Genomic DNA, 25,794 nt, shown 5'->3' with positions numbered 1-25,794 from the left:
CTATCAATGTGTGAAGAAACAGATCATAGCTTTCAAATGTCGTATTACAGAGTCTAAACAATCAAGAGTATAACGATGAATACCATCCATACACAACCACTTTATAATACTTTTGCTCGACGCAATTTGCATTTTACACAAGGAAACGGTGTATGGCTTATCTCTGATAAAGGACAAAATTATCTTGATTTCACATCTGGCATTGCTGTCAATGTTTTAGGATACACACACCCAAAGCTTATTGAGGCCATTAAAACACAAGCTGAAAAACTTTGGCACATTTCTAATCTTTTTGAATCACCTGAACAAGAATCACTTGCTGCACGTCTTTGTGCTAACAGTTTTGCTGATAAAGTATTTTTCTGCAATTCTGGTGCTGAAGCATTGGAATGTGCATTCAAGACTGCTCGCCGCTATCATTATACATTGGGTCAACCAAAACGATTCGAAATCATTACTTTTGAAGGTGCATTTCATGGTCGTACACTTGCAACGATTGCTGCTAGTGGGCAAAAAAAATATCTTGAAGGTTTTGGCCCAAAAGTTTGTGGTTTTATTCAAGTACCCTTTGATGATGAAAAAGCTTTACGTCATGCCATCAATAAGAATACTGCAGCTATCCTTATCGAACCGATTCAAGGAGAAGGGGGATTGCGAACAGTTCCTTATGAAACTTTAAAAAAGCTACGCAAATTATGCGATGAAAATCAATTGTTATTGATCTTAGATGAAGTTCAAACCGGAATCGGACGTACAGGAAAACTTTTTGCATATGAATGGAATGACATCATGCCAGATATCCTTACTCTTGCTAAGGGACTGGGTGGTGGTTTTCCGTTAGGAGCTTGTCTTGCAACAGAACAAGCTGCAAAAGCCATGACACCAGGAACCCACGGTACAACCTTTGGAGGCAATCTCCTTGGTATAGCTGTAAGCAATAGTGTTCTTGATATTATCTTAGAACCGGACTTTCTTAACCATGTTCAACATATGGGCAATAAGCTACAACAAGGACTTTTAAGCATTTTAAACACTTATCCTGATATTATTTGCGCAATTCAAGGTATAGGCCTTATGATGGGTATGCAATGTACCATCCCCCAAAATGAAGTCATCACTGCACTCGATAACGAATATATTCTCAGTGTTGGGGCTGGTCATAATGTTGTTCGCTTCTTGCCTCCCCTTATAATCACTGAAGAAGAAATATATGAAGGTTTGCATCGTATTGAAAAAGCTATCGCTTATCTTTCGCAAACAAACAAAAAAAAATAAGTATAATATTATGACATATACTCTTCGCCACTTTACCGATCTATCTATTTTAACTCCACAAAAAGCACATGCTCTTTATCGATTATGCAAAAATCTTCAAAACTGCCTTTAAAGCAGGAGAGAATTTAAAACCTTTCGTTGGTAAAACACTAGCAATGATTTTTGAAAATCCCTCTACACGGACTCGATTTTCATTTGATCTTACCATACGTCAATTTGGTGGAGAAACAATTATGCTAACGGGATCTGAAATACAGCTTGGTAATAGTGAAACAATCGCCAATACAGCACGTGCATTATCACGCTTTGTAGAGATCATAATAATACGGACTACAGTACATCATCGGATGCTTGAATTGGTACAATATGTGCAAATTCCTGTCATTAACGCTCTTACAGACGACACGCATCCTTGCCAAATTTTAGCATATATCCTTACCTATGAAGAACACCGTGGTATTATCAATGACACATGGGTTTCTACGAGACAAGAATTTCGTGCTAAAAGTTATTCCATGTTTCAACCTTATCAAGTCAATGAAGCTTTAATGGCACGTGCCAAACCTGATTCTCTCTTCATGCACTACCTTCCTGCTCATCGCGATGAAGAAGTTTTAGACGACGTAATCAACGGGCTGCATTCTGTTGTTTTTTATGAAGCTGGAAATCGCCTGCATGCCCAAAAAGCAATCCTTTCCTAATGTTTACAAGATGTGTTTTTTAACCCAATCATTTATGAAATAAACTATTAAAAAGCAAAAATATGAATAACAAATACAAAAAATCTAAAGATCAAATCTATTTAAATAATTTTTATCAAAATGAAGATGATACCGTTACTCCCTTTCAAGTCGAAGAATTAGATGTTCGTGGACGCGCTGTACAACTTGGAAAAAGCTTAAACTCCATTCTCACAAAGCATCAATATCCTGATCCTGTTTCTTATCTTCTAGCAGAAGCTTTAGTCACAACTGTTTTACTTGGAACATCATTAAAATTTGAAGGGAAATTTATTTTACAAACTCATTCTGAAGGACCAGTCAATATGTTAGTATGTGATTTTGTTCCTCCCTCCAATTTACGTGGTTACGCTCGTTTTGATAAAGAAAAACTAAAACAGGCCATAGCCAATGGTCAGACATCTTCAGAAATTCTTCTTGGAAAAGGGACCTTGGCTTTCACTATTGACCAAAGCTCCTATACACAACGCTATCAAGGAATCGTCGCCTTAGATGGCTCAAATTTTCAAGAAGTCGCTCGCAATTATTTTAATCAATCAGAACAAATTCCTACTGATCTCCGTTTGGCAGTTTCCACCTTAATCAACCGTAATCAGCAGGGGGAAATACAAAAAAATTGGAGAGCAGGAGGACTTTTGACTCAACTCTTACCCCAAGCTTCTCCTTATCATACACCATGCCAAACAAATAAAAAAACTCGTATCCAACTCGAAAACCAATGGCAGGAAGTACAAGCGCTCACGGCAACTATTGACAGTGCAGAACTTACAGATCCTCAGGTTGATACTAAACGATTACTTTTCCGCCTCTTTCATGAACGAGGTGTAAAAGTTTTTCAAACCTCTCCTATAACAGACCAGTGTTCTTGCTCACGAAAAAAAATTAAAGAAATATTAAAAAGCTTTTCTGTTGAAGAACGTGCTCAAACAGTAGAAAATCAACAAACTTCTGTTACCTGTGAATTTTGCTCAACGGTTTATCGTTTTAAACCAGAAGAACTTTTTAAGTATAAAGCATAAAATAATTATTCCTGTAACAGACAAATTTTTCTTTCTATTAAAAAATCTTATACTATAAAGTATGCAAATTTATTATAAATTTTATTGCACATAATATATCGATTTATCTATTATTTTTAAATAAGTTCGGAAGACTTTTATTTATGATGAGATTTAAGATTCTAAAAATTACCTATCATTTATTACAAAGCTTAAGAACTTCTTTCGTGCAATTTTTATGAATATTGTGTTATAATAAGATGATAAAAATTTTAATCATAAATTTAATATCGGCTAAATAAGTTATTTCTTTTCTAAATCTATTACAAGCTAATTTTATCTGAGGTTTGTCATAAATGGAAAATGAATCAGAATCATTAGTATCATTTCGTCACTACAATTATCCATATCCAGATAGTTTCATATTGAAAAATAAATATAACATAAAAAATTATCAAAAACTTGATACAATATGTATACATAATTCGGCACAAGAAATCATTAATATGTGCAAAGAACCTCTGCCAAAACAATTTGATTCCTCTTATTTAAAATATATTCATACACGTTTGTTTATGAAAACATTTGAATGGGCTGGATATACTCGTGATATTCCATTTATGTTTTTAGATGGAACATGCGCCTGCCAACCAAAAGTTAAAAAAGTGATTTCGAATACTTTTTTTGCAATTGGTGAACAAATCCAGACAGATTTAAAAAAATTTGACAAAATGCTCGCTGAGAAAAATAATTTACAAGGTTTATCGCCAGAAGAATTTGCCAATGAAGCAGCAAGAATGTTTTCCTTTCTCAACTATATACGCCCTTTTAAAAAAGGTAATAGACGCACACAATGTTTCTTTTTTCAAAGACTTGCCCAAGCTTCAGGTTATACACTTGATTTTTCAATTATAAAAGAAGATCGCATGCTAAGTGCTTCTATAAGTGCACTTCGAGATAACGATTTAGAGCCTATGCAATCTATATTTAAAGAAATCCTTGTTTCAAACCCACTGCATATTGCTTATAATAAACGAAACTTGAGAAAATCAGAATACAATAATTGTTTACGCATGTACTAACTGGCTTTATGTTTTTTTTCTTTACGGAAAACGACGTAACTGAATATAAAGGGCACCACTACCTCCATGACTATAAGCTGCTTGCTCAAAAGCATGGATGTAATATTGAAAAGTAGGCGTTGATAACCAATAAGGAACAAATTGGCGCAAAACACCATTGCTTCCGTATGAATAACCTTTTCCTGTTATCACTAGAACATAACGTAATCCGCGTTGATGAGACGATTGTAAAAATTCTTTTAAACAACAATAGGCTTCATCTTGTATCAAACCATGAAGGTCGATACGTGCTTCTATACGACAGAAGCCTTTTGCGATTTTACGATGCACTGTACGATCAAAACACTGCATTTTCTTTGCTTTAATTATTTCTTTCTTTTGCCCTTTAACTATCGTTGGCTTCTGCTTCTGTTGGCTTTTTTGAGAAAGTGGGAAAATTTGTATAGCTTGTAGTTTTTTATTTTTTGTATTTTCAACATTTTCTCGCATAAGAAAATTCAAACGGTCACAAAGTGGCGTTGTCGTACGACAAACCTGCTCCCATAAAAAATAATCTTGTGAAACCAGTAGATTTTTTTTTCCTTCATCCTTAATCATTAAACTCTTTAATCTCATGTAATCTTATGAAAAATTTTCCATAAACCAATAATAATTTTAATTTTCATCTTCCGTTGCAAAAAGCTTCCAATTTGGATTTTTAGATGTTGTATTGCGAACAAAAGTCCAGATATCTCTGATTTCTATAATAGCTTCAGGATCACCATCTATATATTCCTCTTGCTCATTACAAGTTGCAGAAATAATTTCACTAACAATACGTACTGTTAAAAATGCTTCTTCTTTCTGCATTTCTGCTGCAATAAATTCAATCTTATTAATCCCCACAAAAGTAAATTGAATTCTTTCATTATTTTTTTCGCGTTGCTCTATAGCCTCACAAAAACTCTCAAAAACATCCGATGAAAGATGTTCTTTAAGCTGATTACGATTACCTTGTGCAAAAGCTGTCATAATTATTTCATAGACAATTTGAACACCATTTATAAAAAATTGAGGAGAAAAAGAAGAATCAGCCTGGCAAATAGCACGCAAACCAATATTCAGTGCACTTTTTTCTGGCGCAATGGTATCAATTTCACTAAAATTATTCTTTTTTGAAGAAGACTGATCAGACAACGAAACAATATTATCGCTTGTCTCTATTTCAATCTGCTTTTTAGAATGATTCGAATAAGAATCAAAGGGAGGTTTTTCAAAACCAATCCGTTTTCCTAATACATTTCGTAGTTGTACAAAAACCACAACTATAACAACAAGAGCTATTATCAATACAATGTCAAATTCCATGATTGTGGTCAATCTCCAAACCTTAAATGATTTGCAATAAACATTGCAGTCAATATCATTTATCAATAAACATGTAAAAAAAATAAGTAAATCTATTATTTAAATAATGTTTATGACTTCCTAATTTAAATTGAGAAAAGAATAATATGATTTTCTCAACAAAAAACTTGAAAAAGGTATCTTCATTTGACAAAATTTTATCATACAAGGTCTCAATTTTTTTTAATTATAATTCTTAGTGCTCTCTTTTTTGAAATCGCTGGTTTTATCGTTGTCGGAAAAGAAATTGGAATTTTAGCAACTTTGAGCTTAATTTTTCTAACAATGATAAGTGGAATTATTTTATTACGTATTAAAGGCATAAGTCTTATAAAAAATATACAAAGCAAGCTTATTCAAGGACATACACTAGAGTCTCACATAGCCAATGATGCACTTATTCTGCTTGGTGCAATTCTCCTTATTCTTCCCGGTTTTATAAGTGATATCTCTGGAATATTACTCCTTATAAAGCCAATTCGTACTTTTATCTGGAATTTTTCTTTATCTCTTATAAATAAAACAAATACTGATGTTACAATAAATTTTGAAACTCAAAATGAATCTGAAAAAATAATTGAACTTAACGCAGAGGATTATCAGAGCTATAATGCCACAAAGTCTCCCTGGAAAAAAAATAATGGTAATCACTAAAATACAAAAAAATAATTAAAGGTAAGAAGAGCATTTCTTGCAACCCTTTGCAAGTCATGATAATTTATTTTAAACTTAAGATAGAAATACGCGTATTATAATGAAAGGTTTTCAGTATGACCGAAGGTGAAATACATAATAATAGTGGAGAACCAGTATTTGCTGTTTTGACCCAATATTTAAAAGATTTTTCGTTTGAAAATCCGAATGCACCTCGTTCATTACGTCCACGAGAAAAAGCACCACAAATTGATGTTAACATTAATGTCAACGCCAATCCAATTGGCGATGATAATTATGATGTCGTACTATCCCTTTCAGTAAAAACTAAAGACGATACCGAAATGCTATTTCACGTAGAGCTAATTTATGGCGGTATTTTTCACATTAAAAATATTCCACAAGAACATGTAATGCCGCTCGTTTTTATTGAATGTCCGCGTCTTTTGTTTCCTTTTGCTCGGCAAATTATATCTGATGCTACACAAAATGGTGGTTTTCCACCTTTGTGGATTGATCCAATTGATTTTGCAACCATGTTTCAAAAACGTGTTGCTGAAGAACAAAAAAATAATCAAACACAGCCATCTTAAAGACTATCTTGTAAAATTATATAAAATCTATTTTATTGCTTTTATTATAAAAAGCCCTTGAAATTTCAAAGGCTTTTATTTTTTTTTAGCAATTTTTTCTGCATGATAGGCAGCCAAAGTTGCGATATTAATAATATCTGTGTCGCGTCCACTAAACGGCACAATTTGCACAGACTTATTCAATCCAATTAAGATAGGACCAATAATAGTTGCTTCACCAAGTTCTTGCAATATTTTGCTAGAAATTGAAGATGAATGATATCCAGGCATTATTAAAATATTAGCTGGTTCTGTTAATTCCATAAAGGGATATTGTTGCATCAATTTCGAATTAAGAGCTACATCAGCACTCATTTCTCCATCAAATTCAAAGTCAACTTTACGTTCATGTAAAATATCAACAGCTCTCTGAATACGTTGTGTAACTTGACCTTTTATATGACCAAAAGTAGAAAATGCTAAAAACGCTATCCGTGGTTGATATCCAAATTCACGAACAAAAAAAGCTGTTTGTTCAGCTATATCAGCAAGTTCCTCAGCATTAGGATGCTCATAAACAGCTGTATCAGCAATAAACACAGTGCGTCCGCGACAAATAGCTATTGAAATACCAATTAATCGTTCTTGTGGTTTCTCATCAATTACTCGTCGTATATTTATCAAAGCCGTTTCATAATTGCGTGTTACTCCTGTAATCATTGCATCAACATCATCCAAAGCTAACATACAAGCAGAAAAATAATTACGATCATTATTGACAAGATGATAACAATCACGCAACAGCCAACCTTGGCGCTGCATCTTTTTATAAAGATATTGAGCATAAGCATCCGTGCGACAAGACAGCTTTGCATTCAGAATAGAAATTCCTTCACGCTCAAGATCAATTCCTGCATTAGTAGCAGTATCTTTAATTTGTTCTTCACGACCAATTAAAATTGCTTTCCCCAGTTTTTGATGAACGTAAGATACAGCCGCTCGCATGACTGGTTCTTCTTCTCCTTCTGCAAAAACAATTTTCTTTGGTGCTTGACAAACATAATCATAAACACCACGCATCGTAGATGCAATGGGATCACGTCGAGCATTCAAGTCACGTTCGTATGCTTTTAAATCATGAATATGCTTTCTAGCAACACCGCTTTCCATTGCTGCTTTTACCACCGCAACTGAAACAACTGTCAGTAAACGTGGATCAAATGGAACTGGAATAATATAATTGGGACCAAATTTCAGACGGTTTCCATGATAAGCTTCTACAACACCGTCAGGAACTTCCTCATGAGCTAATTTTGCAATAGCTTTGGCTGCAGCAATTTTCATGCTTTCATTGATAACCGTTGCACGAACATCAAGAGCACCACGAAATATATACGGAAAACAAAGAACATTATTAATTTGATTAGGATAATCTGATCGACCCGTTGCTATAATAGCATCATCACGTATTTCTGCTACTTCTTCAGGTATAATTTCCGGATCAGGATTAGCCATAGCAAAAATAATTGGTTGTGGCGCCATTGATTTTACCATTTTAGCGGTTAGTGCACCTTTTGCCGAAACTCCAAAAAACATATCAGCACCTTCGATCGCTTCAGAAAGTGTGCGCTTATCTGTTTTAATGGCATGAGCAGCTTTCCACTGGTTCATTCCTTCTTCACGACCTTCATAAACAACACCTTTTGTATCACACAACAAAATATTTTCAGATCGAAAACCCATTGCCTTAATGAGCTCAATACAAGCAATTCCTGCAGAACCTGCACCATTACAGACTAACCGTGTATCTTGCATAGTACGCCCCGTTAAATGCAAAGCGTTTATGACACCCGCAGCCACAATAATTGCGGTACCGTGTTGATCATCATGAAAAACAGGAATATTCATGAGTTCGCGTAAACGGCTCTCAATAATAAAACAATCAGGCGCTTTAATATCTTCAAGATTAATACCACCAAAAGATGGTTCTAAATGCCGTACCAGATTAATAAAGCTTTCCGGATCGCTCGTATCAATTTCTAAATCAATTGAATCCACATCTGAAAAGCGTTTAAAGAGAACTGCTTTTCCTTCCATCACTGGTTTAGATGCCAAGGCGCCCAAATTACCTAAGCCCAAAATAGCTGTCCCATTTGATATAACAGCGACAAGATTCCCTTTTGCCGTATAATCATAAGCCATTAAAGGATTTTCAGCAATTGCTTTAACTGGAACAGAAACACCCGGCGAATAAGCAAGCGCTAGATCATGCTGTGTTGCCATAGGTTTTGTTGCAACAATTTCAAGCTTACCAGGACGATCACCCTTATGAAAATCAAGGGCTTCTTGCTCGTATACACTATAAAATTTTTTATACGTTGTTTGATCCTGTCCATTTTTTTTCATTTCACTTACTTTCTTAAAAAACAGCATAAACTCTAATTAACAACAAATATAATGATTAAATTTTAAAATTTGATTCGTATGCCAAAAATCGCTATGCTCACTTTATAAAAGCATCTTATCATGCGCTTCATTCTAGAGGTAATGAAGATATACCTCAAAGTAAATAAAAAAGGGCAATAAAACCTATATTAAAGGGAACAATCGTACTAAAATGGAAAAAGAGACTGAACATAAAAATGATTCACTCCAACGCCCTACGATTCCAGCCAATACACAGCAAGAGCGCCTTACCCCTATGATGGAACAGTATATAGAAATTAAAGCTGTTAATAGCGACTCTCTTCTTTTTTATCGTATGGGTGATTTTTATGAACTATTTTTTAATGACGCGATTGAAGCTGCTCAAGCCTTAGGGATTACACTTACAACACGTGGTAAACATTTAGGTAAAGATATCCCAATGTGTGGTGTTCCTGTTCATTCTGCAGATGATTATTTACAAAAACTTATTGCTTGCGGTTATCGCGTTGCCGTGTGCGAACAAATAGAGGATCCTGCAGAAGCAAAAAAGCGTGGTTCAAAATCAGTTGTTCAGCGTGATGTGGTCCGCCTTATAACACCCGGAACGATAACGGAAGAAAAACTTCTTGATCCAGCGCGCGCAAATTACCTCATGACACTTGCTCGCACGATAACTAGCAGTAAAGAAGAATATGCCCTTTCTTGGATTGATATTTCTACTGGTATATTTCGAGTTACAGAAAGCCGTCAAGAAAATCTTTTAACAGATATTATGCGTGTGGATCCACAAGAGGTAATTGTCACTGATTCACTTTTCCGTGATAAATCTCAAAAAGCTCTTTTCAATGTTCTCGATAATATTATCTCTCCTCAACCAGAAAATCTTTTTGATACCACCACTGCTGAACGAGATATTTGTCATTACTTCAAACTCTCAACTCTTAAAGGCATTGCAGATTATTCTCGCCCGGAACTTTCAGCCATCGCTGCTGCTATTCGCTATATCGAAAAAACACAAATCACACACCGCCCCCCTCTCATGCGACCTGAGCGTCAAAATGAAAGCACAACTCTTTTCATTGATGCAGCAACAAGATTCAGTCTTGAACTCATTCGAACTACATCCGGTCAACGCGATGGAAGTCTCCTAAAAGCGATTGATCGCACTGTTACGGGAGGTGGTTCACGCCTTCTTGTCGATCGCTTAATTTCTCCTCTAACAACTCCAATAGCTATCAACAAACGTCTTGATTCAATAGATTTTTTTCTGCGCAATCCTCCTCTTGCAGAAGCTATTAAACTTATTTTAAAAGGAGGACCAGATATGCCACGTGCAGTATCACGTTTAGCGCTTGGTCGAGGAGGGCCGCGAGATATGGGTACAATCCAGCGCGGTTTTAACATCATCAATGAAATTAATCAGATTTTTAATAATGAATTACTCCCTCAGGAAATCCATGATGTACGAAACGTTTTCTCACTCTTACCTACCACTCTACATTTTCATCTAGAACAAGCCCTAATTGACGATCTCCCTCTTTTCAAGCGAGATGGAGGTTTTATTCGTCCTAATTATCACCAAAAATTAGATGAAATGCGTAGTTTGCGGGATGAATCACGATGTGTCATTGCTGAGCTCCAAGCACAATATGCTCAAGAAACAGATATTAAAACACTCAAAATCAAACATAACAACATTTTAGGCTACTTCATTGAAGTTACCAGCTTACAAGCGTCTGCTCTCACAAATACTCCACAAGCAAAATCTCGTTTTATCCATCGACAAACAATGGCAAATGCTATGCGCTTCACCACAACAGAGCTTGCTGAACTAGAAAGTCGTATTGCCCATGCAGCAAATCATGCTTTAACACTTGAATTAGAAATTTTTGATAAACTTGTCGATGAAATTACTGAACAGATTGATTTCATTCGTCAAGCTTCTGAAGCTCTTGCTATTTTAGATGTATCTATCGCTCTAGCCCACTTAGCTGAAGAGCAAGGATATTGTCGTCCCCAAATTGATAATTCGTTAGCCTTTCATATTACTGCTGGACGTCATCCCGTTGTAGAACAAGCATTACGAAAACAAGTTGCAGAACCATTTATTGCCAATAACTGTGATCTTTCAGCACGAAACCAACACTTAGATGCAGACATTTGGTTATTAACAGGCCCTAATATGGGAGGAAAATCAACTTTTTTACGACAAAATGCTCTCATTGCTATTATGGCGCAAATGGGCTCATTTGTACCAGCTACTTCAGCTCATATTGGCATTGTTGATCGTTTATTTAGTCGTGTTGGTGCTTCTGATGATCTTGCTCGAGGACGCTCAACCTTTATGATGGAAATGGTTGAAACGGCAACTATTCTTAACCATGCCAGTCGCCATTCTCTTGTTATTCTTGATGAAATTGGACGAGGAACATCAACTTTTGACGGCCTTTCAATTGCTTGGGCAACAGTTGAACATCTTCATGAAATAAACCGCTGTCGTGCTATTCTCGCTACACATTTTCATGAAATGACGGCGTTAACTAAAAAACTCAATCGCCTTCATAATGTAACAATGAAAGTTAAAAATTGGAATAATGATGTTATTTTCCTTCATGAAATCACTAAAGGTACAGCTGATCGCTCCTATGGTGTACAAGTAGCAAAGCTAGCTGGATTACCTGCAACAGTTATTTCTCGCGCAACAGATGTTTTACATCAATTAGAACAAGGTGAAATATCCGGGAAAGGTCATAAATTAATTGATAACTTGCCGCTATTTTCTCTTAAAGCAACACCTTTTACAAATGAAAAACATGAGAAATGTTGCGCGATTAAAGATGCTTTAAAAAATATCCATCCTGATGAATTATCCCCTAAAGCTGCTTTAGAAGAGCTCTACCGTCTCAAACAACTTGAAGAACAATAGCATAATCACTAACATTATAAAAAATACAAATGACAATAAAGCTCACTCAACAACTATAGTTTAAAGACAATAAAGCATTTTCATAAGAAATACCCACACTCTTTCTCTATCAATTTCAAATATAAAAATAGAATATTACAATCGTAAATATACCTTTTATGAAAGAGTTCTCAGCTTATTAGCATTATACCTCCCCATTATAAATAACAGCAAAACTTCATGATTACTTTCATAAAGCTTCTTGAGTATCAAATAATAATGAAATGATTTTTATAGAGACAACAAAGAAAATACGATCACATGCCTCATTTTTCGATGAATACACAAACTCTATATTTGAATATCTCATTTTACTAAGAAAAATATTTAATCTTTTTGGTGGAGCTAAGCGGGATCGAACCGCTGACCTCTTGCATGCCATGCAAGCGCTCTCCCAGCTGAGCTATAGCCCCACAAAAGACAATAAATAATCTCCACAAAGTTTTTAGAACGAGACAAACTAAAGATCAAGAAAAATCTATATTAATAAATAGAACATAATCTCTTCTCGCTTCTCTTAAACATCATCATCGTTAGAAACCCCATTGCCAAGGATATCAGTAACATCATCATCTTCATCACCTTCGTCATGAGACAAAAATGTATCATCATCAACAAGATCTACATCATCATCCAATTCAGGAAGCTCATCATCTTTAGATACATCGACATCTTCTTCAAGTAACATAAAGGCAGACTTCTCAAGTGCCGTATCAAGTTCTTCAGTATCAACCTCTTCTTCATTACTTGCTTCAGCCGCTGCAACCTCAAAATAAGAACGCGGATAAGAAAGCCCTGTGTAAGGTGATACGATAGGATCACGATTAAGATCATAAAATTTCTTTCCCGTTTCCGGGTCAACACGTTTGGTTCCAAGTTCTGGCTTTGTCATAGACCGTGCCTCTTTGGTTAGTTAAGTTGCATTAAAACGAATCCCATGGTGCTTAAGCGAAAAACAACGCACTTGTCAAAGGCAAATACATAATTCCACACGAATTTTCTTATGACGCTTATCAAAACATATGATAAAGGGCATTTAATTTTTTAAAATTCATGTCTCATTAAATAAAGATTCGATGTATAAAGCAATACCAGCAACTGCTAAAAAATCAACCAATCTTTCTGGTACAATCAAAATGCCAGGAGACAAATCAATCTCCCACAAAGCACTTATATTAGGAGGAGTAGCACATGGAGAATCACATATTCATGGACTTCTTGAAAGTGATAATGTCTTGCGTACAGCCACCATCATGCAAGCTATGGGAGCGCAATGTTACAAAAAAAATAACCTTTGGATTATTCGTGGAACCGGTAATGGTTGTTTACTACAAGCACAAACACCTTTAAATTTCGGCAATTCTAGAACAAGTGCTCACTTGATCATGGGACTGGTTAGTTCTTATCATATAAAAACGACTTTTCTCGGCAATGCCTCACTGTCTAAATGTCCAATGGAGCATATCCTTAATCCATTGCGTTTAATGGGAGTTGAAACTAAACCAACTCTTGGTAATCATTTACCTTTAACGCTTTACGGTCCCAAAATGGCTAACCCGATTCGGTACCATATACCTCTGGCTTCCACTCAAGTGAAATCAGCAATCCTTTTTGCCGGTCTTAATACTGCCGGTACTACAACTGTTATTGAGCCAACTCTTACACGAGATCATACAGAAAAAATGCTACAAGCATTTGGTGCTGAACTTGATATAAAAATAGATAAAACAGGCGTGCGTTCCACCTCTCTCAAGGGTCAACCACATCTGATTGGACAAATCATTAATGTTCCAGGTGACCTATCCTTGGCAGCTTTTCCAATTATCGCAGCTCTTCTTGTAGAAAATTCTGATATCACACTTGAAAATGTTCTCATCAACGACTCTAGAATGGGATTCATCCAAACATTATGGGAAATGGGTGCTAAAATTGAACTTTTAAACCAACGCAAAATAGGTTTAGAAAACATCGTCGATATACGAATTAAATCATCAGAGTTAAAAGGTGTGACTGTACCAAAAGAACGAGTCTCGTCAATAATTGATGAATATCCTGCTTTAGCAATAGCAGCAGCCTTTGCGAAAGGTAAAACAATTATATCAGGAATTGAAGAACCATGTTTTAAAACATTAAATCGGCTTTCTGCACTTGCCGAAGGATTAAAAATCAATCATATTCATTGTGAAAGTGGTAAGGATTTTCTTATTATTCATGGAAAAAATTCTATCAAAGGTTCAGGAGGTGGACACGTTACCACATACTTTGATCATCGAATTGCAATGTGTTTTCTTATTTTTGGACTAATCTCAGAAAAACCTGTTATTATTGATAATAAACGGATAATTGCTACCAGTTGTCCAGAATTTATTCCCTTAATGCATCAACTTGGAGGTCGAATCTATTGAAACCTTTTATTATTGCAATTGATGGCCCTGCAGCATCCGGAAAAGGAACTTTAGCGAACCAAATTGCTGCCTATTATCATCTTCACCATCTGGATACTGGTCTAACTTATCGCAGTGTCGGTTATTCCCTTTTAAAACGAAATTTGCCCCTAGATGATCACATAAATGCTGTTGCATATGCTAAAGAACTTGATCTTAATGCATTAGATCCAATCCTTCTCAGTTCGCTTGATATTAGTGAAGCCGCATCAAAAATAGCGACTATACCAGCTGTACGTGAAATTCTTGTTGCTAAACAACGTAATTTTTCTAAAAGATTACCGGGGAGTGTGCTCGATGGCCGTGATATTGGTACTGTTGTCTGTCCTCATGCAGATATAAAATTTTATATCCTAGCAAATGCTCAAACACGTGCAAAACGCCGATGCCAAGAAATTCTAAAAAAAGGAGGACAAGCAAGTTATCATGAAATTTTGGCCAATCTTGAACAACGTGACAGACGTGATATGACTCGAAAATATAATCCTTTAAAACCAGCTAAAAACGCCCACTTGCTTGATACATCAGAATTAAGTATAAAAGAAGCATTGAAAGCTGCTTGCGCCTTTATTGATCCTCTTATAAAAAACCATGCAGTTAAATAAAATCATCAAGGTGATTTCCAACCTAGCGCTTATCTTTCTTTTATTAAAAGAGAGAAGGTATGGAGTTACCTCATATCAACACTAACCCAGCGCTTATACCTTTGGCAACATGCAACATAAGGTATATATCAGGAGTTCTCATGTCACAATACAATCCCACAACAGCAGATTTTGAAACCCTTTTAATGGAATCATTTCAAACGAATGACCTTAATGAAGGATCTGTTGTTAAAGGCCGCATCATTGCAATCGAAAAAGATATGGCCATTATTGATGCTGGTCTTAAAGTAGAAGGACGTATTCCACTTAAGGAATTTGGTAGCAAAGGTAAAGACAGTTCCTTGCAAATCGGTGATGAAGTTGAAGTTTACATTGAACGTATTGAAAATGCGCTAGGTGAAATTGTGTTATCACGCGAAAAAGCACGTCGTGAAGAAAGCTGGATTCGTCTTGAAGAAAAATTCAATGCTGGGACACGAGTAGAAGGCATTATCTTTAGTCAAGTCAAAGGTGGTTTTACGGTCGATCTCGACGGTGCTGTTGCTTTCTTGCCTCGCAGTCAAGTCGATATTCGGCCTATTCGCGATATTGCACCTTTAATGCACAATTCACAACTTTTTGAAATTTTAAAAATGGATCGTCGTCGTGGTAATATTGTTGTCTCACGTCGCGCTGTCTTAGAAGAAAGTCGTGCTGAACAGCGTTCAGAAATTGTTCAAAATCTTGAAGAAAACCAAATTGTTGAAGGTATCGTAAAAAATATAACAGATTATGGAGCTTTTGTTGATCTTGGTGGTATTGATGGCCTTTTACACGTTACTGATATTGCATGGCGACGTATTAACCATCCATCTGAAATTTTAACAATTGGTCAGACTATTAAAGTCCAGATCATTCGTATAAATCAAGACACGCATCGTATTTCACTTGGAATGAAACAACTTGAAAACGATCCATGGGATAATATTAATATTAAATATCCAGTCGGTAAAAAAATTACTGGCGCTGTTACAAACATCACTGATTACGGTGGTTTTGTTGAAATTGAACCAGGAATTGAAGGGTTAATCCATGTTTCTGAAATGAGTTGGACAAAAAAGAATATACATCCCGGAAAACTTCTTTCTATATCACAAGAAGTAGAAGTTGTTATTCTTGAAATTGATTCTTCTAAACGCCGTATTTCTCTTGGTTTAAAGCAAACATCTGAAAATCCATGGGTAGCTTTTGCGAATAAATTCCCTGTGAATTCACAAATTACAGGTGAAGTTAAAAATAAAACAGAATTTGGTCTTTTCATTGGTCTTGAAGGTGATGTCGATGGTATGGTTCATCTTTCTGATCTTGATTGGAATCGTCCTGGTGAACAAGTTATTGATATTTATAATAAAGGTGATACTGTTCAAGCTGTTGTTCTTGATGTCGATGTTGAAAAAGAGCGCATTTCTTTAGGAATTAAACAACTTTCCAATGACAAAATGAGAGAAGCAGTAGCATCTGGCGAATTACGTAAAGGTGCCATTGTTACATGTGAAGTAATAGGAATCAATGAAAATGGCATTGATGTGAAACTTATTGAACACGATCTTGAAATCACCATCCGCCGTACTGATTTGGCACGTGATCGTGATGAGCAACGTCCTGAGCGTTTTGCTATTGGACAAAAAGTTGATGCTCAAGTGACCGCATTTGATAAAAAAACCCGTAAGCTTTCAGTATCGATCAAAGCCTTAGAAATCGCAGAAGAAAAAGAAGCTGTTGCTCAATATGGCTCTACAGATTCAGGAGCTTCTCTTGGTGATATTCTTGGTGCAGCTTTAAAAAAGCAAGAACAAGATTAATCACAAAACAAAAGGCCACTAATTGTATAGTGGTCTTTTATTCTCCATTAGGAGTTCTCTCTTAACCCTTTAATTTTTTTTTACAAAAAATTTAAAAACTTATTTGTAATGAAATGAAGTGTTCACTTATTGAGATAAAATACCAATAGTCTATTGAGTAAATAACACATCATCGAATGGCAATAGAACACTATGGTAACCGGATTACATCGCATGAAGTGGTTTTCTTCCCAAAAGACAAAAATTCACTATCTCGATGAAACTAATTCCCCTATTCGCTCAACTAATAAATCACAAGAAGAGCTTTATAAGTTAGGCTATAATATAGCCTCTGGCCAAGAAATCTTGCTTCCTGAATATAAAGAAGAAAATGATTTTCGCAAACGATTAATTGAAAATGCTAAACTCATTCTCCATGTCTTTCACATCAACGATGTTGCCGCACGTAATAACGAAACAATTGCACCATCCGCTCAGTGGCTTATTGATAATCATTATACCATTGATAAAACTATACAGCAGCTACGATGCAATTTTTCTAAATCTTTCATCAAGCAACTCCCCCTTTACGAACAAAAAAAAGAAATTCCACGTATTTTTGCTTTAGCCTGGCTTTATGTTGCCCATACAGATAGCAGGTTTTCACAAGAAACCCTGACAGCAATGGTTAATGGTTTTCAAAAAGTTTGTACTCTAAAAATTAGTGAATTGTGGGCTCTTCCTTTTGTTGTTCGTATGATATTAATTGAAAATATCTGCCGTCTTTCATTGCGTATCGAACAAGCAAGGTATATGCGTTCTCTTGCTAATCAAGTAGCCGATAAAATTGCCCTTGCAAAAAATGACGCTCAATTAAATATTCTCATCCTTTATGAAAAACTAACCTCTCATTCGATTTTTTCAGCTCATTTATTTTACCGTTTGCGAGGTGCATCTGTTGATTCAACAATAGCATTAACTTGGCTTCAAGAACAGTTGTATCTTCATGGCAGTAGTCCAGAAATGATAACAGCTGATGAACATACTCGTCAAACAACAGATGGTATAACCATGAGCAATATTATTCGTGCTCTCAAAACTATCGATGATATTGATTGGACGGAATGGTTTGAAACAGTAAGTTGTGTAGACTCGATCCTGCGTGAAAATAGTGATTTTTCTGAAATTGATTCTCGTTCACGTAATGCTTATCGACAAGTCATCGAAAAAATTGCCCATTGCTCACCTCTTAGTGAATTAGAAATTGCATGTAAAGCTGTAGAGATGGCACAAACTCGCTCTCAAGATATTGCTTGTAAAAATAATTTTTCTGTTGGATGGTACCTTGTTGATGATGGACGTTCTATTTTTGAAGAAGCTTGCGGATACAAATCATCATTTCTGACAAAATGGATACAAACCTATTACCGTTTAAAAATAGGAACCATTGCCATCCCTGTCTCTCTTTTAATGCTCATTCTTTTGTTCGCGATCTACACTTCATTACAAACATCTGGTCTGACACCATTAATGACACTCCTTTTCACTGCATTGGCACTTTTTCCTACTATGGACGCTGCTTTTGCTTTTTTTAACACTGTTGTTTCATGGTTTGCTCCATCAAAACAGCTCATTGGTTATGAATATAAAGAAGGCATTCCCGAAGACGCGCGCACGATGGTTGTTGTCCCCACTTTAATCACATCACATCGTGATATCGATGAACAAATACGTAATCTTGAAGTGCACTACCTTTCTAATCCTCAAGGTGCTATTCATTTTGCTCTTATCACAGACTGGGCAGATGCTCCATTTGAAGAAACACAAAATGACCTTGATCTGTTACACTATGCACAAAAGAGTATTGCTCAGCTGAACCAACGCTATCAGTGTGATAGCATCCCCCTATTTTTTCTTCTTCACCGTCAACGTCTTTATAACACTCATGAAAAATGCTGGATGGGATGGGAGCGCAAGCGTGGGAAACTTCATGAACTTAATCTCTTACTCCGAGGAAATGAAAATACAAGTTTTTATACTCCAGATCCGCACCTTCCTATGGATTGTCGTTTTGTTATGACTTTAGATTCAGACACACGTCTAACTCCTGAAAGTGTTACTAAACTTGTTGGTAAGCTCAACCATCCACTTAATTGCCCCATTTTTTCTGAAAAAAATGGAATGGTTGTAAAAGGCTACAGTATTTTACAACCCCGTATTACACCTCCTCTCACAGCAGAAGAAGAAACATCAATTTTGCAACGAATTTTCTCTACCAATCGTGGAATTGACCCTTATGTCTTTGCTGTATCTGACACCTATCAAGATCTTTTGGGAGAAGGAACTTTTACCGGAAAAGGGCTGTATAATATCGATGCCTTTGAACAAGCACTGAAGAACAAAATCAAAGAAAATACTGTCCTCAGTCATGATCTTTTGGAAGGAAGTTATGCACGCACCGCGCTTGTAAGCGATGTAGAAATTATTGAAGATTATCCAACAGCCTACAACGTTGATGTCGCTCGCCATCACCGTTGGATCCGTGGTGACTGGCAGTTATTGCCTTATCTTTTAAACCACCATACCATAAGTCTCACAACGCGCTGGAAAATACAAGACAATTTGCGTCGTTCACTCACACCACTCATGTGGCTTATTGCAGCAATAGTAGGATGGTCTTTTTTACCGTTAAAGATAGCAATTGTTTGGCAAATATTTCTGCTTTTCAGTCCTTTCATTGCGCAAATTTTAGGTGTCTTTCGTACGTTTATTCCCTTCAATAATGATTATTCTTTACGCGGACAGTTGCAATTAATTTCAAGTAGTATTTCCTCTACGATATTAGAAATATTTCTTAAAATTACATTTATAGCTCATTCAGCTTATTTTATGACTGATGCAATCATCCGCGCACTCTATCGCATGATGATCTCAAAACGGTATCTTCTTGAATGGAAAACTTCAGCTGCAACGAAATTAATTCCTAGCAGTTTAAGCTTCTATATTATCACTATGTGGCCAGCAGTATTCATTGGTATTATTGCTATAGGATTACCTCTATCTTTTCATAATTCAACAATATTGATTGCTTTACCCTTTGGGCTTCTATGGTTTTTCTCACCACTTATTGCATGGATTGTCAGCAAACCAACAACATTTCAAGATGTTCTTGATATATCCTCCACAGATAAAAAAATACTAAGGTGCATTGCACGACGGACATGGCTTTATTATACAACCTTTGTTAATGCGCAAAATAATTATTTGCCACCTGATAATTTTCAAGAAGAACCTGAACCTCTTGTTGCACAGCGCACATCACCTACCAATATTGGAGTGTACCTACTTTCTGTTATTGCTGCACGTGATTTTGGTTGGATTAGCTTTGAAGATGCTATTACGCGAATTAAGTGCACATTAAGTACCCTTGAAAAAATGGAAAAGTTTCGAGGTCATCTTTATAATTGGTATGAAACAGATACACTCAAGCCTCTTCTACCAACTTATATTTCAACAGTTGATTCAGGCAATCTTGCTGGCCATTTAATAACTCTGTCTTCTGCTTTAAGCGAATGGGCTGAAATACCTGATACTTTTTTACAAAGCGATCTAGATGGTTTATTCGATATCAGTAATATTATTGAAGAAATCTTAAAAGAAATTCCTGACAATCTCAAGTTTCCTCATCCATTTCGCCAACAAATCAAAGAGCATATTGCTAATTTTCATCACTCTGTTAGCGAACTCAAAGCAAAACCAGAAGCCGTTATAAATATCTCTCGTCTTTCGATTACTGCTCGTAACATTGTCCATTTAATCAATGGATTGGATAAAATAATCCAAACAAAAGAATCTGCTCATATACTATCTTGGGCTCAACTCCTAGTAGAAACTTGTGAAGCACATAACCATGATATTACCAATAACTATGATATTAAAGAATTATGCAAAGAATTAAATACTTTATCTGAAAAAGCGCGACAAATAGCTTTCGATATGAAATTTGATTTTTTAGAACAGACTGAACGCCAACTTTTATCTATTGGCTATCGCGTACAGGAAAATAAACTTGACGAAAGCTGCTATGATCTTCTAGCTTCAGAAGCACGTCTCTCAAGCTTCTTTGCTATCGCTAAGGGCGATATTAAATTCAAACATTGGTTTCGTCTTGGCCGATTACTTATCCCAATTGGTTGGAAAAGTGCTCTATTATCATGGTCAGGATCCATGTTTGAATATCTCATGCCTTCCCTCGTTATGCGTGAACCCTTAGGATCTATACTTGATCAAACAAATCGGCTCATTATTCGCCATCAAATACAATATGCGCGCAAACGAGGATTACCATGGGGTATTTCAGAAGCCGCATTTAATACTCGTGACCACTTAATGAATTATCAATATTCTAATTTTGGTGTTCCAAATCTTGGGCTTCAACGTGGCTTATCACGCAATGCTGTCATTGCCCCTTATGCCAGTATTTTAGCTGCACAATATATGCCAACTCAATCTACCGCTAATCTAAAACACCTGCGTAATCTTGGTGCTTTAGGAACATACGGTTATTACGATGCCATTGATTTTACTCCTTCACGTCTACAAAAAGGAGAAAAATATGCTATCGTGCGTAACTATTATGCACATCACCATGGCATGTCAATTCTTGCCATTAATAATATCATTTTTGAAGGGCGTATGCGCAATCGCTTTCATCGTGATCCAATTATAAAAGCTGTACAGCTCTTATTACAGGAAAGAGCGCCACGGCAAATTCCTGTCATTCATACTAAAATAAACAATCCTATACACAATAGCTCTAGAGGTTTTGATAATACCCCTGTGAGCATTATTACAAATCCTCTTTTTAAACCTAGAGCAACTTTACTTTTATCGAATGGTTGTTATTCAATAATGACGACAGCAAATGGTTCTGGTTATAGCCGTTGGCATAATTATGCTATCACGCGTTTTATTCCTGATGCATCAGAAGATCAACAAGGAACTTTGTTCTTTGTCCAAGATACGTATAATAAATCCTGGTGGTCTGTCACTAGTGAACCAACACGTATAGCCGAAGAAGAAGCGGTTAGTATTTTTACAGATGAAAAAGCTGAATATACAAAAACAGTTGATGGCCTGAAATCAATACTTGAATGCCTTGTTGCTTCTGAAGGTGATGGTGAAGGTCGACGTATACAATTAATGAATACAACTAACAAAGACCGAATAATTGAAATCACTTCTTATGGTGAGTTAGCACTCGCAACAATGGACGATTATCATGCTCATCCTGTTTTTTCGCGGATGTTCATAGAAACAGAAATTCTTGATTCAGGTGGGACAATTTTAGCTAAAAGACGCAAACGTTCTCCTCATGATGCTAATATTCATGTCGCCCATTTTGTTACTGATCCATCAGGAATTATTCCGGAAGCAGAAGCAGAAACTGATCGTCGCATTTTTATTGGCCGTGGTCGATCTATTCATCACCCAATTGCCTTTGACCAAAATACTCGTTTCAAGGGTAGTCAAGGGTGTGTTCTTGATCCGATTATTTCAATCCGTTGTCGTGTAAAAATTCCAGCATATAAAAAAACAGAACTTATTTTTTGGACTTTTGCTGCCGATTCAAAAAAAACACTACAAAACTATATTGAGCATTATCGACAACCTCATATGTTCCAGCAAGAATTATCAAAGGCATGGATACATTCACAAGTTTCACTGTATCAAAACAATATCAGCCCTAAAGAAGCTATTACTTATCAAAAATATATAACACCACTTATCTATCCTGATCGAATATGGCGTCTTCCTCCTGAAATATTAGTAAAAACTCTTGGAAAACAATCTGATTTATGGCCAATGTCTATTTCAGGAAATTATCCTATTTTCCTCCTCAGAATTGATAATGAAACGGATATCACTGTACTGAGCGAACTTCTTAAAGCATATGAGTATTGGCGTATGCGAGGTCTCATCGCTGATATAGTTATTCTAAATGAACAGACATTTTCTTATCTACAAGATACACAACGTGCCATTGAATGGACATGTGAATCTTACCGTCACCGTACAAAAGAAATGAATGGACAGCATCATATTTTCACCCTCCAACGCGATCAAATGAGTGAACAAAGTTTTAAAACACTTCTCGCATCAGCCCGTATTATCTTACATGCCCAAAATGGATCTTTATCTGAACAATTGAAACGTATAGAAAATATTGATTCCGATTTAGTGATACACAATCATAGTCAAGAATCTAATCATAAATTAAACTACAAAAAATATAATAAAAGAACACAAAAAAAACCACAAACCAAACCAAACCTATTTGCTTCCATTGCTCTCATTGATCAACAAAAAACTTCTTCTTTTCCCATACCAAGCGAAGATCTGCGCTATTGGAATGGTTATGGTGGTTTTAATCAGGATAACCATTACGTAGTGCGTTTAAATGGATGTCAAACAACACCACATCCATGGATTAACATAATTGCAAACCATAGTTTTGGCTTTCATGTATCCGCTGAAGGAGCACTCTTTACCTGGGCTAATAACAGCCGTGACTACCAATTAACGCCTTGGAGCAATGATCCCGTTACCAATCGTCCAGGAGAAGCACTCTATCTTGTTGACCGTCTGTCTTTAAAATGTTTTTCTCCAGTTTCTGCTGTCGAATGTGATGACAATGTCATTTATGAAGCTTGCCATGGCTTTGGATTTTCAACTTTTAAGTCTACACATTCAGATATTGCATTAGAACTTACCCACACTCTTAATGGAGAAAAGCCAATTCGTTTTTCTCGTCTCATCATTAAAAATGAAGGAAAAAAACCACGTAGCTTACGTCTTTATAATTATGCTGAATGGGTTTTAGGAAACATTCGTACACAATATGCACCCTTTATTATTCCCCATTACGATCCTAAACGTGGTGCACATTTTATCCAGAATCCTTATCATATTGAAAAATCTCAACAAGTTACTTTCTTATCAGCATCCGAAATGCCAACCAGTTTTACTACTGATCGTACTGAGTTTATCGGCATAACAGGAACAATTCAACATCCACAAGCTATCCGTGAAGCTAAAGCACTTTCAAATACAGTAGAACCAGGTCGTGATCCTTGTTCAGCACTCGCCTATGAGATTGATTTACAACCAGGACAAACAAAAGAAATTATCTTCTATCTTGGCAATGCTGAAAATATTCAAAAAGCTAAAAAACTACTAGACCAAGTGCATAAAAATGATTTTAAGATTCTCCTTGCGCAACAAAAACAAAAATGGAATGATTTTGTTTCTCCACTACAAGTAAAAACCCCTGATCCCTCTTTTGATATTATGGTTAATCATTGGTTACCCTATCAAGTTTATGCATGCCGCTTGATGGCACGTTCAGCTTTTTATCAATCTAGTGGAGCATTTGGTTTCCGTGATCAACTGCAAGATAGTTTATCTTTATTATTACTTGAACCACAATTAGCACGTGAGCATTTATTAAATGCAGCAGCACACCAATTTCCTGAAGGAGATGTACAGCATTGGTGGCTTCCTAATACAAATGCTGGTGTCCGCACACTTATTTCTGATGACATCGTTTGGCTTGCTTATGGAACAGCCTTATATGTTAAAACCACTGGCGAGACTGAATTTCTTGATACTCTAGTTCCTTTCATCGAAGGCCCCCCCTTAACCACAGAGCAACAAGATGCTTATTTCCAACCTACACAATCCTCTAACATTACAACACTTTATGAACATTGTGCTTTAGCTTTAGATCTCGCCATCAAACGCTGTGGACCACATAATTTACCTCTTATTCTAGGTGGTGATTGGAATGACGGTATGAACTTGGTGGGTATTGAAGGAAAAGGTGAAAGTATCTGGCTGGGATGGTTTCTTGGAACTGCTTTACAAGCATTCATTCCTCTTGCTAAAAACCGTAGTGATCATAGCCGTGCAAAAGCCTGGAGCGCATATTTAAAACGTCTCATTAAAGCTCTAGAAGAAAAGGGTTGGGATGGTGCTTGGTATCGACGTGGTTATTTTGATGATGCAACTCCTTTTGGATCTAAAATAAATGATGAATGTCAAATTGATGCTATTGCTCAATCTTGGGCTGTAATTTCCAAAATGGCAGCTTCTAACCGTCAAAAACAAGCAATGACATCACTGCTTGATCACCTCTATGATGAAAAAACTGGACTCATACGCCTTTTCTGGCCACCTTTCAACGAAAGTGCTCTCGAACCAGGTTATATTAAAGGGTATCCTCCAGGAGTTCGAGAAAATGGTGGACAATATACTCACGGTGCCATTTGGAGTATTTTAGCACTTGCTGAAATAGGAGAGGAAGACAAAGCTTACACGCTGTTTTCAAGGATAAATCCTATCAATCATGGTCAAAATCCAGAAGTTTATCGTGTTGAACCTTATGTCATGGCTGCAGATATTTACACCGTTGAGCCATATCTTGGACAAGGTGGCTGGACATGGTACACAGGCTCAGCAGGATGGCTTTATCGTGCAGCAACACAAACTATTCTTGGACTTCACTTGCAAGCCGGAAAGTTATTTTTACGCCCACATTTACCCTCCTTCTGGCCTGAGTATGAAGCAAAAATGAAATTTCACAGTGCTGTTTATAAAATTAAAATTAGACGAGCAAATAAAAGCATGATTAGTATTAACGGGAAAGAATACAATAAAATTGATAAAGGCATAAAATTAAAAAAAATAGGCAAGCATGAAATTATATATACTCTAGAATCATAAATAAATGAAAAGCTTTTTATATTGCTCAAAACTATAAAATTG

The 25,794-nt window shown here is 36.2% G+C and carries 14 protein-coding genes, 1 tRNA gene and 1 pseudogene; 11 read left to right on the top strand and 5 right to left on the bottom strand.

From position 1 onward, the window contains the following. The first annotated feature begins 75 nt into the window (after positions 1-75). The 4 genes and pseudogenes from M4Z11_RS05925 (at position 76) to M4Z11_RS05910 (ending at position 4,095) form a co-directional block, all read left to right on the top strand. Positions 76-1,275 (top strand): aspartate aminotransferase family protein, encoded by a 1,200-nt coding sequence (locus M4Z11_RS05925; RefSeq protein WP_249677511.1) that lies wholly within the window; start codon positions 76-78, stop codon positions 1,273-1,275. Positions 1,276-1,285: 10 nt separating this feature from the next. Further along, a pseudogene (locus M4Z11_RS05920) lies at positions 1,286-1,976 on the top strand (Rossmann-fold NAD(P)-binding domain-containing protein). A 62-nt stretch (positions 1,977-2,038) separates the two neighbouring features. Continuing rightward, positions 2,039-3,034 (top strand): Hsp33 family molecular chaperone, encoded by a 996-nt coding sequence (locus tag M4Z11_RS05915; protein WP_249677509.1) that lies wholly within the window; start codon positions 2,039-2,041, stop codon positions 3,032-3,034. A gap of 335 nt (positions 3,035-3,369) precedes the next feature. Beyond that, on the top strand, positions 3,370-4,095 hold the full coding sequence (locus M4Z11_RS05910) for a Fic/DOC family protein (protein ID WP_249677506.1): 726 nt from the start codon (positions 3,370-3,372) through the stop codon (positions 4,093-4,095). Positions 4,096-4,116: 21 nt separating this feature from the next. On the opposite strand, the gene M4Z11_RS05905 is transcribed toward M4Z11_RS05910, so the two are convergent. Together M4Z11_RS05905 and M4Z11_RS05900 are read right to left on the bottom strand one after the other, a co-directional pair. Further along, complete coding sequence (locus M4Z11_RS05905; RefSeq protein WP_249677505.1) at positions 4,117-4,692, bottom strand: Smr/MutS family protein; 576 nt, start codon at positions 4,690-4,692, stop codon at positions 4,117-4,119. 57 nt (positions 4,693-4,749) lie between these two features. Beyond that, positions 4,750-5,442 carry a Tim44/TimA family putative adaptor protein gene (locus M4Z11_RS05900; RefSeq protein ID WP_249677503.1) on the bottom strand — a complete coding sequence of 231 codons (693 nt, stop codon included), beginning with the start codon at positions 5,440-5,442 and terminating at the stop codon, positions 4,750-4,752. A 186-nt stretch (positions 5,443-5,628) separates the two neighbouring features. Between M4Z11_RS05900 and M4Z11_RS05895 the strand changes: the two genes are divergently transcribed. Further along, positions 5,629-6,135: an FxsA family protein gene (locus M4Z11_RS05895; protein ID WP_249677502.1), complete on the top strand. Its 507-nt coding sequence runs from the start codon at positions 5,629-5,631 to the stop codon at positions 6,133-6,135. Positions 6,136-6,251: 116 nt separating this feature from the next. Beyond that, the gene (gene secB / locus M4Z11_RS05890) at positions 6,252-6,728 is read left to right on the top strand and encodes a protein-export chaperone SecB (protein WP_249677500.1); all 477 of its coding nucleotides are present in this window, start codon (positions 6,252-6,254) and stop codon (positions 6,726-6,728) included. 75 nt (positions 6,729-6,803) lie between these two features. Here secB and M4Z11_RS05885 read toward each other — a convergent pair whose 3' ends face one another. Continuing rightward, positions 6,804-9,113 carry an NADP-dependent malic enzyme gene (locus tag M4Z11_RS05885; RefSeq protein WP_249677499.1) on the bottom strand — a complete coding sequence of 770 codons (2,310 nt, stop codon included), beginning with the start codon at positions 9,111-9,113 and terminating at the stop codon, positions 6,804-6,806. A 211-nt stretch (positions 9,114-9,324) separates the two neighbouring features. Here M4Z11_RS05885 and mutS point away from each other — a divergent pair, with 211 nt between their 5' ends. After that, entirely contained in the window at positions 9,325-12,060 is a 2,736-nt protein-coding gene (mutS, locus tag M4Z11_RS05880; protein ID WP_249677496.1) for a DNA mismatch repair protein MutS, read from the top strand. A 376-nt stretch (positions 12,061-12,436) separates the two neighbouring features. Here mutS and M4Z11_RS05875 read toward each other — a convergent pair. Together M4Z11_RS05875 and M4Z11_RS05870 are read right to left on the bottom strand one after the other, a co-directional pair. Continuing rightward, positions 12,437-12,512, bottom strand: a tRNA-Ala gene (locus tag M4Z11_RS05875). A 104-nt stretch (positions 12,513-12,616) separates the two neighbouring features. Then, positions 12,617-12,991, bottom strand: coding sequence for a TIGR02300 family protein (locus M4Z11_RS05870; RefSeq protein ID WP_249677494.1), 375 nt, complete (start codon positions 12,989-12,991; stop codon positions 12,617-12,619). Positions 12,992-13,175: 184 nt separating this feature from the next. Here M4Z11_RS05870 and aroA point away from each other — a divergent pair, with 184 nt between their 5' ends. The 4 genes from aroA to M4Z11_RS05850 all read left to right on the top strand — a co-directional run bounded on the left by aroA (position 13,176) and on the right by M4Z11_RS05850 (position 25,752). Continuing rightward, the gene (gene aroA, locus M4Z11_RS05865) at positions 13,176-14,504 is read left to right on the top strand and encodes a 3-phosphoshikimate 1-carboxyvinyltransferase (protein WP_249677492.1); all 1,329 of its coding nucleotides are present in this window, start codon (positions 13,176-13,178) and stop codon (positions 14,502-14,504) included. Continuing rightward, on the top strand, positions 14,501-15,148 hold the full coding sequence (gene cmk, locus M4Z11_RS05860; RefSeq protein WP_249677490.1) for a (d)CMP kinase: 648 nt from the start codon (positions 14,501-14,503) through the stop codon (positions 15,146-15,148). Before aroA ends, cmk begins: the two co-directional genes overlap by 4 nt. A gap of 140 nt (positions 15,149-15,288) precedes the next feature. Further along, positions 15,289-16,989: a 30S ribosomal protein S1 gene (gene rpsA, locus M4Z11_RS05855; protein WP_249677488.1), complete on the top strand. Its 1,701-nt coding sequence runs from the start codon at positions 15,289-15,291 to the stop codon at positions 16,987-16,989. Between the two features lie 192 nt (positions 16,990-17,181). Continuing rightward, on the top strand, positions 17,182-25,752 hold the full coding sequence (locus tag M4Z11_RS05850; RefSeq protein WP_249677485.1) for a glycoside hydrolase family 94 protein: 8,571 nt from the start codon (positions 17,182-17,184) through the stop codon (positions 25,750-25,752). The last annotated feature ends 42 nt before the right edge of the window (positions 25,753-25,794 follow it).

The sequence above is a fragment of the Bartonella bilalgolemi genome (assembly GCF_023500045.1).
Classification (GTDB): Bacteria; Pseudomonadota; Alphaproteobacteria; order Rhizobiales; family Rhizobiaceae; genus Bartonella; species Bartonella bilalgolemii.
Note: the sequence above shows the minus strand (reverse complement) of the source record. Positions and strands in the feature narration are given on the sequence as shown.

Bases quoted from the DNA above. Each gene is read 5' to 3' on its own strand.
- M4Z11_RS05850 (WP_249677485.1), top strand. From the start codon at position 17,182: ATGGTAACCGGATTACATCGCATGAAGTGGTTTTCTTCCCAAAAGACA.
- aroA (WP_249677492.1), top strand. From the start codon at position 13,176: ATGTATAAAGCAATACCAGCAACTGCTAAAAAATCAACCAATCTTTCT.
- M4Z11_RS05915 (WP_249677509.1), top strand. From the start codon at position 2,039: ATGAATAACAAATACAAAAAATCTAAAGATCAAATCTATTTAAATAAT.
- M4Z11_RS05900 (WP_249677503.1), bottom strand. From the start codon at position 5,442: ATGGAATTTGACATTGTATTGATAATAGCTCTTGTTGTTATAGTTGTG.
- M4Z11_RS05910 (WP_249677506.1), top strand. From the start codon at position 3,370: ATGGAAAATGAATCAGAATCATTAGTATCATTTCGTCACTACAATTAT.
- mutS (WP_249677496.1), top strand. From the start codon at position 9,325: ATGGAAAAAGAGACTGAACATAAAAATGATTCACTCCAACGCCCTACG.
- M4Z11_RS05870 (WP_249677494.1), bottom strand. From the start codon at position 12,991: ATGACAAAGCCAGAACTTGGAACCAAACGTGTTGACCCGGAAACGGGA.
- M4Z11_RS05905 (WP_249677505.1), bottom strand. From the start codon at position 4,692: ATGATTAAGGATGAAGGAAAAAAAAATCTACTGGTTTCACAAGATTAT.
- secB (WP_249677500.1), top strand. From the start codon at position 6,252: ATGACCGAAGGTGAAATACATAATAATAGTGGAGAACCAGTATTTGCT.
- M4Z11_RS05885 (WP_249677499.1), bottom strand. From the start codon at position 9,113: ATGAAAAAAAATGGACAGGATCAAACAACGTATAAAAAATTTTATAGT.
- rpsA (WP_249677488.1), top strand. From the start codon at position 15,289: ATGTCACAATACAATCCCACAACAGCAGATTTTGAAACCCTTTTAATG.
- M4Z11_RS05925 (WP_249677511.1), top strand. From the start codon at position 76: ATGAATACCATCCATACACAACCACTTTATAATACTTTTGCTCGACGC.